This is a genomic window from Paenibacillus sp. RU5M (assembly GCF_900221055.1).
GTDB classification, from domain to species: Bacteria; Bacillota; Bacilli; order Paenibacillales; family Paenibacillaceae; genus Paenibacillus; species Paenibacillus marchantiae.
Map to the genome: position 1 here is coordinate 1 of NZ_OBQM01000005.1, position 13832 is coordinate 13832.

Annotated in this window: 14 protein-coding genes, 1 rRNA gene, 1 pseudogene and 1 riboswitch; of the genes and pseudogenes, 3 read left to right on the plus strand and 13 right to left on the minus strand. The window is 37.7% G+C overall.

The annotated features are described in order from the left end of the window. The 7 genes and pseudogenes from CRO25_RS16100 to CRO25_RS16130 form a co-directional block, all read right to left on the minus strand. Positions 1-92, minus strand: a 16S ribosomal RNA gene (locus CRO25_RS16100); the annotation flags it as partial. Between the two features lie 1097 nt (positions 93-1189). Next, positions 1190-2566 (minus strand): NCS2 family permease, encoded by a 1377-nt coding sequence (locus tag CRO25_RS16105; RefSeq protein ID WP_064642315.1) that lies wholly within the window; start codon positions 2564-2566, stop codon positions 1190-1192. Positions 2567-2745: 179 nt separating this feature from the next. After that, positions 2746-2845, minus strand: a riboswitch (purine riboswitch). A gap of 343 nt (positions 2846-3188) precedes the next feature. Next, on the minus strand, positions 3189-3440 hold the full coding sequence (locus CRO25_RS16110) for a hypothetical protein (RefSeq protein ID WP_079695699.1): 252 nt from the start codon (positions 3438-3440) through the stop codon (positions 3189-3191). A 277-nt stretch (positions 3441-3717) separates the two neighbouring features. Then, positions 3718-3893, minus strand: a pseudogene (locus CRO25_RS16115) (GMP synthase (glutamine-hydrolyzing)); the annotation flags it as partial. A gap of 310 nt (positions 3894-4203) precedes the next feature. Continuing rightward, positions 4204-4689: a TIR domain-containing protein gene (locus tag CRO25_RS16120; RefSeq protein ID WP_256863663.1), complete on the minus strand. Its 486-nt coding sequence runs from the start codon at positions 4687-4689 to the stop codon at positions 4204-4206. A gap of 15 nt (positions 4690-4704) precedes the next feature. Continuing rightward, entirely contained in the window at positions 4705-6153 is a 1449-nt protein-coding gene (locus CRO25_RS16125) for an SIR2 family protein (protein WP_079695700.1), read from the minus strand. A 19-nt stretch (positions 6154-6172) separates the two neighbouring features. Then, a complete protein-coding gene (locus CRO25_RS16130) occupies positions 6173-6685 on the minus strand; it encodes a toll/interleukin-1 receptor domain-containing protein (protein ID WP_079695701.1) in 513 nt (170 codons plus the stop codon). Positions 6686-7171: 486 nt separating this feature from the next. On the opposite strand from CRO25_RS16130, the gene CRO25_RS16135 reads away from it, so the two are divergent. From CRO25_RS16135 to CRO25_RS34290, 3 genes are all read left to right on the plus strand, one after another. Beyond that, entirely contained in the window at positions 7172-7510 is a 339-nt protein-coding gene (locus CRO25_RS16135; protein ID WP_079695702.1) for a hypothetical protein, read from the plus strand. A gap of 143 nt (positions 7511-7653) precedes the next feature. Beyond that, on the plus strand, positions 7654-7857 hold the full coding sequence (locus CRO25_RS33060; protein ID WP_143806551.1) for a site-specific integrase: 204 nt from the start codon (positions 7654-7656) through the stop codon (positions 7855-7857). Positions 7858-8221: 364 nt separating this feature from the next. Next, positions 8222-8320: a tyrosine-type recombinase/integrase gene (locus CRO25_RS34290; RefSeq protein ID WP_079695911.1), complete on the plus strand. Its 99-nt coding sequence runs from the start codon at positions 8222-8224 to the stop codon at positions 8318-8320. Positions 8321-8530: 210 nt separating this feature from the next. Here the strand turns inward: CRO25_RS34290 and CRO25_RS16150 are convergent, their stop codons facing one another. The 6 genes from CRO25_RS16150 to CRO25_RS33920 all read right to left on the minus strand — a co-directional run bounded on the left by CRO25_RS16150 (position 8531) and on the right by CRO25_RS33920 (position 13686). Next, complete coding sequence (locus tag CRO25_RS16150; RefSeq protein ID WP_079695704.1) at positions 8531-9667, minus strand: hypothetical protein; 1137 nt, start codon at positions 9665-9667, stop codon at positions 8531-8533. Continuing rightward, positions 9648-10082, minus strand: coding sequence for a hypothetical protein (locus CRO25_RS16155; RefSeq protein WP_079695705.1), 435 nt, complete (start codon positions 10080-10082; stop codon positions 9648-9650). Before CRO25_RS16155 ends, CRO25_RS16150 begins: the two co-directional genes overlap by 20 nt. Before the next feature lie 151 nt (positions 10083-10233). Further along, a complete protein-coding gene (locus tag CRO25_RS16160) occupies positions 10234-12141 on the minus strand; it encodes a hypothetical protein (RefSeq protein ID WP_079695706.1) in 1908 nt (635 codons plus the stop codon). Between the two features lie 248 nt (positions 12142-12389). Continuing rightward, entirely contained in the window at positions 12390-12548 is a 159-nt protein-coding gene (locus CRO25_RS33400) for a hypothetical protein (RefSeq protein WP_179132195.1), read from the minus strand. Positions 12549-12874: 326 nt separating this feature from the next. Beyond that, positions 12875-13321 carry a tyrosine-type recombinase/integrase gene (locus CRO25_RS33915; protein WP_256863664.1) on the minus strand — a complete coding sequence of 149 codons (447 nt, stop codon included), beginning with the start codon at positions 13319-13321 and terminating at the stop codon, positions 12875-12877. A gap of 92 nt (positions 13322-13413) precedes the next feature. Beyond that, complete coding sequence (locus CRO25_RS33920; RefSeq protein ID WP_256863665.1) at positions 13414-13686, minus strand: site-specific integrase; 273 nt, start codon at positions 13684-13686, stop codon at positions 13414-13416. Positions 13687-13832 lie beyond the last annotated feature (146 nt).

Consider the following 13832-nt stretch of genomic DNA (forward strand, 5'->3'; position numbering starts at 1 on the left):
GAGAAGCAAGCTTCTCTTCAAGTCCGCTCGACTTGCATGTATTAGGCATGCCGCCAGCGTTCGTCCTGAGCCAGGATCAAACTCTCCAATAAAGTATTGAAAAGAGCGATAAGCTCATTTTGAAACTGACGAGATTAAAAATCTCATTTATTTTGCTTCGAAATCATACAGTCTGAAGACTTGTACCGATTTCTCAGCGTCGATCTTGCAAGCAAGATCGTTACTCACTCGTTGTTCAGTTTTCAAAGATCAAACTTGTTTCATTGCCGTGTGTTGTTCACCTCAGCAACTTTTATATCATATCACATCCGAACCAACTTTGCAAGCTCTTTTTTTAAGTTTCTTTCGAAGCTTATTTCATTCGCTTGCCGCACCGTATTTCTCGTGTTTTCTTGGCCGGAATTAGAATATACCATGTACAGATTTTGAATGCAAGCTTTATTTTCATTTTATCTGTGAGGGGTTCTCTTCTTCCTCTCTACTCCTATATTTATACCTTATACGATACTCATCCCTCATCAGCAACTATCTTTCTAATCTCGGAGAACTGCAGTTTCATCATACTACACTAGTTTCTATTATATATAGTAGAGTGTCTTTCAAACTGGCTATATCCAGCTGCTATTTAATTCTCGTCGTGCTGTTTTTCAAGTTTGCTATTTTAGTGTACACATTAGGTCCTGATGATCTCACCATCCGATCCGCTTACATCAAAGAAAACCAACGTTATGCTTCTTAGTCAACTCACGCATCAATTTACAGGCATCTTACGCAACAGACCATGCGAATGCAGCATAAATCACTTCTTTTCCAAGCGAGTATTCTGTTAATCGATTATCTGTTCCCGCTCCTTCCATCGCTTCAAACACATTCATCGTCCACATACATAGAAGGAAATGTCTGAATAGGAATGGTCCTCCGACCACTTTCGACTACTTTGTATGCTCACTATACCATCTCATAAACGACGCTTTATCAAATGGAGCTCTTGGCTGGATAAAAAATCATCAAATCATAACTCATGTATGTTCCTCCTTTATATATAGAAGAAAGTCAAAGTTCATGCTACATATATAGAAGAAACAAAAAAAGCGAAAGCCCCGTTAATGTACCAAGGCTTCCGCTTCTTTTCATTTGTACAATAATAAATACATCATAAGTATCTGACCCAATCCATTCAGTCAAACCTTTATTCCCCACCTATAAATACATACCGGCATATAACAATGATAGCCAATATCCACATAAGCCAGTGTATCTTCACTTTGCGATCCGTAACCAGGTTACTGAATACGGCCAGGATTACATAGGAGACAATCCCTGCGGAAATCCCGTTTGCAATTCCTCCAGTGAAAGGCATCAATACGATGGTAAGAAACGCCGGGAAAGCTTGCAGGAAATCATCCCACTCAATGCTACGAACCTGATTCATCATTAAGACACCCACGATGATCAACGCCGGAGCTGTTGCAGCGGACGGAACAACCAATGCCAGTGGAGCAATAAACAAAGCCAGAATGAACAGGATACCTGTCGTTACAGAGGTCAAACCTGTACGTCCACCAGCTTCGACGCCAGAGGCACTTTCAACGAATGCAGTAATTGTACTTGTACCCAGTGCTGCCCCTGCACTTACACCCACTGCATCCACGAGCATTGCTTTACCAATTGTTTTCTCGCCTTTTTTCTTGTCCTTCATAATCCCCATTCGTGTCGCTGTACCCACCATCGTTCCGAATGTGTCAAACAGCTCTACAAAGGTGAAGATGAAGATGATTTCAAACAACCCAAGGCTAATGGCACCTTTCAAGTCCAGTTGTCCAACCGCCAGATCACTGAAGTTAGGCAACCAGCTTGCACCAGACAATCCGCTGAGATTCGTAACGCCCATGGGGATACCAATCAACGTTGTAGCAATGATACCGATTAGCAGTGCACCTTTGACGCGCATAACCATCAGTACAGCAATAATGAGCAGTCCAATCAGTGCCAGTAACGCATCATGATGAGTGATGAAATTACCCAAAGACAGATTAAAACTGCTGCCAGGAATCGGTTGGCTCAGATCTGCATCAGGTGCAACATTAACTGTTACAGCGACTAGATTAGCCAGTTTGAAACCTACAATGGTAATAAAGAGACCAATACCAACTGTGATTGCCATTTTTAATGAGTCTGGAACTGCAACGAGCAGCATTTGACGAATTTTGGTTACTGTCAAAATAATAAACACGATACCAGAGATAAATACGGCTCCGAGAGCTGCCTGCCAGGAAATCGCACCGTTGGAACTCAGAACCACGGTCATGAAGTAAGCGTTCAAACCCATACCTGGTGCAAGGGCGATCGGAATGTTAACGAACAATCCCATAATGATGGTCATCAAACCAGCACCTACAGCTGTTGCAAAAAATACTGCATTGTCCGACATACCGGCTCCGGCCGATCCCAAGAACAACGTGTTTACGAAAAGAATGTACGCCATTGTCATAAAGGTAGTAAGACCCGCAACAATCTCCGTTCTAACGTTCGTTCCGTTTTCTTTTAATTTAAAGAAACGATCCATAATTCAATAATTCCCCCTTAGAGATGTTGAAGCCTTTTGAAAAACGACAAATACCCCTGAGATGAATGCATCACCCAGGGTTTTAACTGATGAGGAGTGGCACGGTGCCAATTAGGGAGAACAAAAAAAATTCTAATGTGCGTGATGTCATGCCCGACGCAATCATGTAGAATTCATGTGCTCAGCCTTCTCCTCTTCGTAGCCAGATCATTAGGGTGATCTCGTAGAGACTCCCAGGCCAATCCCCGGGATTATACGAAGTAGTATGCGCTATTTGTGTGTTTCCAATCACTATTTTAGGAGGGTTACCTCTAGTTTGTCAATGAGAAAAACGAATATTATTATCACTTATCATATAAATCGTTCGTATTATTTAACAAAATGAACCAGTTCAGCGGTTTACCACCCAAATTAAACTGAGGTTTCACAAATCAAAAAGCTACCGCAATCAAAGGCGGCATGCACACTTTGATTGCGGTAGCTTCATGGGTTACCGTTACCGAGAAAATGGTTATGTGATGAAGATCATGTATTTGGATATTGAAAAAGCTTAGGTATAGAGAGCAGTCTGTTACGGTTACTAATTCATTTTTTTTACATGATAGGTCCTATGCCATATATTCTAAATCTCTGTCTGAAGCACGTCCTGTGCCTGCTGTTGTTCCTGACCTGTACTATCGGTCGATCCCTCAGACAATTCCTGATTCTGTGCTTGATCGGAAGATGAATCTGCTGCCTCTAAGTTCACAAATGAAGAATCTCCCGCACCAAGAGCCAAGTCCTGCATACCCGAGCCGCATCCTGCCAGCATCACCATCAGAAACGCACTTCCAATGCCCATCTTCCATTTGCTCATATTGTCGGTTTTACGCATACATTCAATTCTCCTTTCAGTTGCCATATAGCCGTATTCTGTACTTAGTGTACAAGCCCGACATGAAAATAATATGAAACGAACTTAAAAAAGAAATTAAATATTCAGAGATTCATCGTTATACCACCATCCGCTCTCATCCCACATGCCTGCTGCCATTATCGCCTGCTTCGCCACTTAACGTCTGGTGCGAACACAAAATGATAGAAAAAAAGAGACCGAAGCTCCTTTGACGGAAACTCCGATCTCTTGTTATTAAATCTGTATAGATAACTTCTTATTCCCACTCAATCGTTGCTGGTGTTTTGGAAGTTACGTCATACACGATACGGTTTACGTTATCCACTTCGTTAACGATCCGCACGGAGATTTTCTCCAAGGGATACATGCCCAGTCAACTGTCATTCCATCGATGGACGTTACGGCACGAATGCCTACAATGTAGGAATACGTGCATATTATAGAGTTAATTACTATTCATTTACCACGTTGTTCGGTATATCAATTGTAGCGGGCAAAACGACCAATTTCAATAGCTTTATAGATGAAAAAGCTTCGTCATATGACGAAGCAAATACTGCTGTATGTTTACCAAATGTTCTTCATACCAAGTGGTTCACCAGAACGAAAACAAATCTTTTTTTACGGTCTTGGTAATGTTAAATTCATTTATTCGCTTACTTTTTTCATATGCATTTTCAATATATTTTCCAGGTTCAAACAAAAAATCTTTTTCATTGATTAAAGCTATATACGAACCTTCTTAAGTATCTACAGTCTCACATTGTGGACATGTAAATTCCGGGGTTTTGCGGTTATATCTATTCTTGTTGATTATTTCGTACAACAAATCTTTATCTAAGTACCTATACCTACACCCATCCGATGTAGTTATATATTTTTCAATCCAATTAGTACTTCCATTGATCTCTTGAATTACGCCTACAATTCCATTACTTCCCGAGGTACGGTCTTCTCTTGTAATATTCTTTAGAGAATATTCAAGTTCCCAATCAATCCATTTACTCAGCTTTATATTTGGGGATATGACGACAATAGTAACAGAAGTATCAAAAATCATTTCTTTTAGATGATTTCTAATTGTATCCGTCTTTCTATCTGTCAAGTCAGGCGATGCACTGGTTTCCCCTTGATAAAACCGAGCATCATCACCAAGAGCCTCGACAATTCGATCTCTTGTTCTTTTCGCTTCACTGTATTTGTACGAAACAAATGTCTTTCGTGCCATGTATCATACCCCCTACTATGACTTTTTTCTTTTTTCAAGCTTATTCACAATTTCAATTACAATGTTAATCAACGCTTCGTCAGTCTGATTCACATCGCCCAGCAATTGATATTTATCTTTTAGCTCAGCATCGGGAATATACTGGTCAAAATCATTTATAACAGTCTCCCATATTTTTTGAGTAGTAAAGTCGGTCGCGCCAATGGGAATGGGTATTACGCCATGATTCACGCTTATTTCGAACTCTTCAATCATGCCATTAGCTTCTATAACAGTACCTGTTGAAGCATCAATTTTATTACCAAACATAAAAACGGAAATCCCAACGTTTTGAATCATGTTATTTCTGTGTTTAGTCCATAATTCCTTTATAGAAATTTGACCAGTTGTATTTTGGGGAAACGGTCTCGAAATCAGACGTTCTTCTACCCGCTGACTTCGCGTTTTAAAAATTTCTTCCAACGCACCCGAGATTACACAACTCCCAACTCCGAGACCAAAACCAGTTACAATATTGTTCCCGTTTTTGATTATTGCTTTACTGAGGTTACTCGCGAACTCTAAGCAGCGCTGCTCTCCCCAATTTCCATAGTCAGAAGCACTACCGGAAACAAATAGATTTCTTCTCTTGTATTGCTGTTCCACTTCCTTGAGTATGGTCGTTATATCCTCATATTGATTTACCAAAAGCACTTTAATGCTGTATCTTTTCAGATCATTAACTTTTAACTTCTGCTTTATCTCAGCATATAAAAAATCCGACTCTTCCTTGAAATCATCTCGTTGCACTTGCTTCATAAAACAGTAATGGGTGCGTTGATTCTGACCCAACAGGATTCTTATACGACTCAAAATATATTCCAAGTTGGGATCATCAAAACTAAAGCCAATAAACAACATTGTTTTTGAAACGAGGTCTCCTTGAAGAGCCGTTGTAAATAACTGCCGTTTGTTGTTGTAATTTTCATAATCATCTTTAGTTAAAACGGCTTCATGAGGCAATGAAATATCCCCATGCATTTTATAAATCTTGGCATCACTATTGGGTTTGGTTACCGCTAAGTTTTCGGTCGTTATTTTCGAGTCGATTCTTTTTCCTTCATTCTTCAAGGCTTCCTCGATTAGATCATCATAGTTGGTTGTCCAATATGTATCTATAGGCATTCTTGCTAAAATTTTATGATTTTCAGTGATTTCGGCATCTTTTGTAAATTCTTCAATTAATGCCTGATTTATTTTTCCTCTGTTTCCACCGTTCTCATTAACATGGTACTGCGCAACTGCTATAAGGTCACTTTCTTTATCGATATTTAAATTGATTTCTTCTGCGATATCTCGAAGCAGTTCTTTCCAGTTCACGAATCCCGCAGGTTTAGACAATCCTGCGCCCGCAAATACAGCCGCATTAGACTCCTCAATAGCAGTTTTATAAGTTTTCAGAAACTCCGCTATTTCTTTGCTCACCAGTTCATCCTCCTCAAATTTAAGATTCAAACCAATTGACTAAATGAATCCCTCGTGATTCCCCTTGTTTTATAACATACCAGTTGCCATCGTATGACTGTTCAATGTAGTTGTAGATCCCATAGTATTCTCTCTCGTCCCATGTTCCTTCATTTTTCACAAGCGGAAGAATTGCAATTTTACTAAGTCCTTTTACACCATCGGCTAGCCCAAGCTCCCATGGTATCCAAATTGATCGGATACTCCCTGGTGTCGCCAGCAGTACAAATTTATTAGAGCGGTTGATTCTTTGCTTCAGCTTCTGAGCCGTCTCAGACGATGTTTGGTTAGGCATACTATGGTCAAGCCAGTCAACATAAGTTCTTTGGCCGAATTGCGCCAAAAAACCTACTGCTTGTTTTACTTCCTGCTCGTCATCATGACGATGGGAAAGGAATACCGTGTTTGACGTGCTGAATTGGTAATTTTCATTAAGAGACTTTTGAATCGACTGAGACATATTGTTCAACTTGTTGAATGTAAGGTACGACATAGAATTTCTCCTCGTTTCTAATGTGTTTATATTTACTCAAATGGTATTGTTAATTGGAAAGTCATTACAATTCTATTATCGCTAATCACCCTTTCTTTGAAAAGGGCAAAAGTATTACGATAAATGTCTTGAAGCTTCTCTAGGGAAGTATTTGATTCTCTTTGTCCTAAATAGTGCCGAAATTGACTCCATATAGATTAAGATTCAAAATAAAAGCATGTAAAGATACATTCTTTTATGAGGTGTGCTTCATGCAAGACTGAGCGTTAACGAAAGGTCAAAACATCTGTTTAATTTACTGGGTTTTGCCGTGAGTGATCATAATATTGCCCGAATCCTTCGCGCCAACGCTCCCCTCATCTTCAAAGAAGTGGTCAACCGGACGAACTAAAAGGCTATCCCCTATGTCGGCAATTTTACCTTTAAGGAGTTTACGGGACGGAAATTAACGCGGTACACTGCGAAACGGTAAAGCATCGGGATTTTTTGAAGACAAAATTTGAGTTTGGCAAATACGTCAAACGTCTTAATGTTAATACGAATTGCTCTGACCGTATTGAAATTGATGCCGATTCTCTGATGCCCTGCATCTTCTTCAATAACAAGTTAGATGTAATTCGTTCTGGCCAAGAGGACTTGATCGGCTGTATAGCTACTGTCTACCAACATGAGTTCAGATTGAGCGGGCGAGACGAATTGTTCAATGAGAAGCAACTGTTAACCTTCGCCACCGATATGCAGCAGCTCTCTTCATCGAATCCGAAAGCGTATGACGACATTTCGCCATTCATTCAAACCGCACTCGCCTTCAAAGAGTGGATTTAAGCGATGAGAACCAAAAACAAATCCGAACATCAAATCAAACAAGAGCAAGAATACCAAGAATTTATGCTGCGAGCAACCGATTTATTGAAGGCATATCATCAGGGGAAAAGAACCGGAAATAACGAACGAAATACTCCCTTCAAGTGTTAAATTTATGGCTCCATGATAACGGAGGGAATGTAGATAAGCTAACCAGAGTAGATGTACAACAATATATTAAGCATTTGGAAACGGCGAATCGAAATGCAGCCACAATTGGCAAAGTGTTCGCTGCAATCGCGGCCTTCGCTGCGTTCAAAGACTGCTTTAATGTACTGGAAGACATTTCGATTCCCTGTACAATGTAAAGTCTTGCACACGGCTCACAAATCGTTATCTCGAACAGAAGGGAGTAAACTGCTTCGCGATGTGGAGTGTGACGGGAATCCTCGCAATATTGCCATAATCTAAACCCTACTTTTCCGGCATCCGCGTAAGCGAGTTGTGTCAACTGAACCTCGGCGATCTGAAGCTCAATGAACGCTCTGTCTCCCTTACAGTTCGTAAGGGCGAAGGAAACATTTCTCGAACAGTTCGCCTCCCCTTAGATGCTCGATACTATATTTCCAAAAATCTTTAAACCCGAACGGATACTGATTCTGCGCATTCCTTAGTCAATATAAGTAGCGGATCAGCATCCGTTCTGTTCAGCATATGTTGTAGAGATATGACATACATCCTCATCAACTGAGACACACGTACTGCCGCGAACTTGTAAATGCTGGAGTAGATATCGCTTCCGTTGCTTACTTACTGGACATGCATCATTAGAGATGACCAGAAGATACAGCAGACCTAGCCACGACGAGCTTGAGCAAGCTGTCAGCCGAGCGTTCGGATAAAAACAACCGATCTACTCCTATAAGATTCTTCCAGAAAAGAATGTGATCGAGATAATCCCCAGGCATAATCTCACATTGCCTGGGGATTATTGAATAACTTAAATCTACCTTAACGAGTATAAATCAATATATAGAGGCATCAACCTATACTATTAAAAAACGAAAATATCCTGTTTATTTGTGAAGCTAATTTCTTAGCCAATTCAGGGTATAGCACGAAAATAAATGTAGCTCCAGCAATCATCAACATTACAAAGTTCAGCCTAAAATTCTTATATGAATTAATATAATCGTTGATATAGCCTGTAACAGTTATTTTTTGCTCTAGCATATTTTCAATATCTACACGAACTTTCTCAACCTTTTCTTGCACCGTTAGAGGGAATTCATTAATTACTCTATAATTTTTACGAGTTTCAGCGGCATCATCACTTGGGAAAACTTTGAATGCATTATTTTTCTCATCTTCCCAATCAATTTCATTATTGATTCGCCTGAATAATATAAAATCTTTCTCGAATTCAAACCTTACTTTGAGTAGTTTTCTATAAAACCTCTTCTTCATTTTAATTCTATTTACTTTATTTCTGTATGCCGATCCCAATGAAGTAAAATAACCATTCAGTGTTTTTACTATGATTAATTTGAATAATTCAGATGTTTTTTCCAATATCTCTAATGTAACTTGATAATCAAAACTATAATACCCTTCTGATTTGGGATGATCATCTTCATTGATTACTAATAAAATGTCATTCCTTTGAATACCGCTGTTTTTTGCGTTTGAATTAGATTCAAAAAATATAGTTTCTGATGAAGAAAGCGCTTGTCCTCCATACCAACTCCCCCCAACAGAATCCCAAAACCCTCGATCCTCATCACCAGTATTATTTAAATTAGTTTTATACAGATTTAGACTGGGCGGTACAATTCCGTGTTTATGTAAAACAAAAGGAAAATGCTTCGAAAGTTCATTATATAAGTACCATTTCGATTCAATAATCAGATTGCTCAACATTTCGTTCTTTAAGATACTATTATTATAACGAGAAACAGAAATAGATTTTTTCGCTCCATTTACCTTTGAATTGTGAGAGTAATGTTCAGAAACTACTCCTCTTTTTTCATGGTAGTCCTCATTTATTATATCTACAATTCGTTTTTTTCTATCTTCTGCCAAATAAATATGAATTTCAACCGCAATGTAAGATATGCTTAAGTTTATTAATTTTAGATCAAAATAATCAATATGACTGCTAAGTTTTGTTATGGGCAAAGTCAAATCTCCCACACTCTAACCATGCATTATTAGAGAAGATATTTTCATCCAATAAATTATCTATGGACTCGTTCATCTCCCTCAAAGAATTTCTACCACCAATGAATTTATGACTTGTATTTTTTAGGATTAGTCGTTTGATCCCTTCTTTCAACCGTGCTACATCCTCTTTAGCTATTATCTCTACTGTAATAACAGAAATAGAATTAAAGTATTTTCCTATTGGTATAGAATTATCTCTATCTGTTGTAAACCTATCGGGCATTTTAAATACTCGGTTATACCATTCTTTCTTTCCTTCTCTTTTTTCTTTATTTACTTCGAAGTACGGTCGTATAAATGTTTTAATTTTCGCTTTCTCATAACGTATTCTCTCAAGTAGTTTTTCTTGCTTAATTCCATAGAATTTCATAAACTACCCCTTCCTTAAACTTCGATCTAGATGAAGGTCCCCCCATACCTAAATCAAGTATTCTCCAAGAATAGATGGGATTCTATTAACATTGCTCTTCTTTGTAAATTTAATCGATTGTTCTTATAAGGCTTAACACCTATTATATGCTCTAATAGTTTCTCATATCGTCCCTCCATTTTCTCACAAGATCCATCATATTCCCTTTATAATCATCATTTGAAGATGGTGACAAAGCAATTATTATAAGAGTCACTATATCCATTAAAAATGAAATTTCAAAATAAAAAGTAAGTTGTATAGCAAATTCTCTATTAAACCCAATCAAAAGAAAAATCACTGCATTAGCCATAGTTAGAGGTTTTAATCCAACAATTAATAGAGGCAGAGCCCAGAACGACATTCTTCGTAACTTCTTACTTCCTAAAAAGTTATCATAAGACATTACTCTTGCAACAATCCCAAAAAGCAGACTAATCATAAGAAACACTCCTATTATTGCCCTGAGACTTTCCAATGGATTCTTTATGTCAAAAAAATAATAAAACGCACCTACTAGAGCAATATGTGGAAGTATCAAAATAGCCACTGACAAGTATCCTCTTGATATTGCAAAATCATTATATCGAGGTTTTGAAAAGTCTCTCCATAATGCGAAATTTGTATTAACTATTATCATAAAGATATAAACTATTCCAAAGATAATACCCACTATACCTATTTCTTTTAATTGCTTGTATCCGATCAATAAAAATGGAAAAAGAGTAAAGAAATAATTAAGAGCAATTGCAGTACTACACTTCATTGCTTCTTCATTATCCATTCCTATATTTAATTTTTCTTTATCAATTGCCCTGGAAATCGAAAGAACAAAGCTAAAGGAAGCGCAGACAGATAACACCGTGTAATACATGTAGTCATTGTTAAGTGAAACAGAACTACTTGCTTCAGGAGATAATTGTTTGTAGATAAAGAGTACTCCCACTATATGAACTCCAAGCATAAGAAGAGAGAAGATTGTATTTATTGACTGTGAGGCTTTTCCATACAGAAAAACAAATAATGTCTGACCGAACTTTTTTCCGAAGTAAAACTGTAAAGCCCCAAGCATATTAGCCGAGTTAAGTAAACTTGTACCATGTAATATTGTATCTAGCGGAGACATTACTCGTAGAAATGTTAATCCTAAAAAAATTAAGATTAAAAAATAGAATATCACTCCGAAACTATTAGCAATGTTTGAGTTTTTAATAGATTCCAAAATTAAAAATACAAGTGCTAACGAGATTACTGTAGGAATATAGTGTTGCAATGTACCTGGAACCCTAATTTTATGAATCAAAAATGTTGTTCCTAGATAAATTAAAAGAAGTCCTATAAATACGACTATCTGAATAAAGAAGTCTTCAAAGTAAAACTGAAGCCCTCCTTTTATTATTAGCGGATATGATGCAAGAAGAATAATGATCGCTGCTGAACTTTCTATGCTGGTTCTTACTCTATCGCTAAAAGAAAATACTTTATCAAAAAATCTAAGAATAAGCATAACAATAATAAAAATGAAAACTACCGTGTACATCGCATCCGTTGATTGCGAAATCATAAAAACGGCTAGTACAATGCCAAACAAATAACCCGATATTATATATTTCCCAATATTTATAAATAGAATAAACGCCATTACTACAATGGTTGCAACAATTGGCTTTAGTGGTTGATCATATGCAATCGCAAGTAGCCCTAGACCAACGGAAGCAATGGATAGCTTAAGCAGTTTATCAACAGTAACCATATGATCAGTATTAAATATATTTGTCTTTTCGAGTATCCACGTAACTCCACGACTTAATATAGGTACCATTGGAATGATTAGAATCTTTACACCCCACTGAAAAAAACAATATAGTGGAAAAATACCAATCGCAGTTATAGCTGAGAATAGAAGAAGCACCTTTGAACACTTACGAATAATTCTATTAGGATTACGATTAATTAATATGAAAAAAGGAATTAACAATATGGGAAAAATGAAGCCCATATTCACGACAGATATTGACATAATAACCCCCTCGTCCAGTTCTTAAAGATTATATATTCATTGCTACCTCTTTCTTAATAATTTTCTACAAAATTCCCCAAACTCCTTTGCTATCAGCAAACATAAATCAAGCTTAGTCCCGATAGGACAAAAAACTAAGTCAATCTCAACTTGGATTTCCGTTTTATATATTCGGTATAGACGCAACAAAGAAACCGCCTTTAATAGAACTCCTTTTGTAGTATTTTTATTATCAAAGATGACATTCCCTAGAACATAAAATTCTTCACAACAATATATTTAATCTTTGGTTGTGTCAGTTTTTTCTTTTGACGGCGGAACAGTAAGAAAGCCCATAACATTGCTGCTTCCGAAAAAGAAACAACGAAGCCAATAATGGCCTCGCCGCTACTTCCCAAATGATTCACTTACAGATCAAATGGATTTCCGTCCTCTTCATCCTCCTGAAACGTGATTCCAGAAATATATCGAATTTGCTTTCTGTTAATGCGCGGCTGAAATTCGTTTTCTCGCGAGTGATTTTTTGTCCCTCTATAAAGCTGTTTGAAGAAATTGGTCGTATTAAAAATGATTCTTCCTGCTCGTTCGCCCTAATTACGGTGAGCAGAAAATAATTTTTCCTTAGATACACTGTTTGTACGATCTCCCCGATATCATGCGAGTAGTTGTATCGTCCAGTTCAAGATTAAGGAGTCTTCTCATTTTCTCCCCTCCATTGAACCCTGCTTGATTTTCAACTGTACACATCTATGCCGTTTCTTAATTGTTTTTGAGCAAAATAGTGACGGCAATCATGGGGAGAGCATCGGACTTTTTTCTGAACACCCGCATTTCTACAATGCTCTTTTAGAATTTTATTTATGCGGGAGCGGGAAAGCTTAACTGCCGACTGATCTAGGAAGTAGTATTCCTCAACTTCATCCTGTTCTTTTTTCCTGAAACGCTCCTGCTTTAGTTCCTCATATTTTCTCATGTACTTCCGCATGACATTGCTGATATAAACCAATCTCTGCTTTGAACCTTTACCGTGAATAAGAATGTGCCTTCTGGCTACATCATCATTTTTGATATTGCACCACTCAGATGCCCGATCTCCTGTATCGAATAGCACAATAAGTATCAACTTGTCTCTGACGTTAGAATAGGTTTCTTCTTTGATGTCATTGATAATCCGCGACACTTCATCATCATTAAACGTGACGATTACGGTTTTGGCTTCCTTGAGATTTTTTAATCAGCCGCATCGGATTGTTCTGTCCATCAATAAAAACGTCATCTAATAAGAATTGAAAAAAACACTTTCAGAGTAGCGAGGTAGTTATTTATTGTTCGGTTGATTTCACGCCCTATATGCTGTCGCTCCTGAATGTACTTTCTAATGTGAAGCTGACTCACATCCTCCACTTCAACAATCCCTAATTCTTTCTCCATGAACCTTTCCCAACGGTTCAAGCGGAACATGCACACATCTACATAACGCTTCACACGACCTAAAACTTCTTGATTAAGCTTGAAATCATGAATCAATCCCTTAATTTTGGTCAAAAAAAAATACTCCCTTCTATTTGCTGAACAACGCAGATAAAAGAGAGTAATTTTGAACATTCAATAGTTGCAGGTAAATTGGAAATTCCATAACCAACGATACTAGGACCCCTTATCCTTCAAGGCTTCCAAGCATCAGTCGCTAT

Excerpts from the sequence above, each read along its gene's own strand:
- CRO25_RS16105 (WP_064642315.1), bottom strand. The coding sequence starts at position 2,566 with ATGGATCGTTTCTTTAAATTAAAAGAAAACGGAACGAACGTTAGAACG.
- CRO25_RS16110 (WP_079695699.1), bottom strand. The coding sequence starts at position 3,440 with ATGCGTAAAACCGACAATATGAGCAAATGGAAGATGGGCATTGGAAGT.
- CRO25_RS16120 (WP_256863663.1), bottom strand. The coding sequence starts at position 4,689 with ATGGCACGAAAGACATTTGTTTCGTACAAATACAGTGAAGCGAAAAGA.
- CRO25_RS16130 (WP_079695701.1), bottom strand. The coding sequence starts at position 6,685 with ATGTCGTACCTTACATTCAACAAGTTGAACAATATGTCTCAGTCGATT.
- CRO25_RS16155 (WP_079695705.1), bottom strand. The coding sequence starts at position 10,082 with ATGAAATTCTATGGAATTAAGCAAGAAAAACTACTTGAGAGAATACGT.
- CRO25_RS16160 (WP_079695706.1), bottom strand. The coding sequence starts at position 12,141 with ATGTCAATATCTGTCGTGAATATGGGCTTCATTTTTCCCATATTGTTA.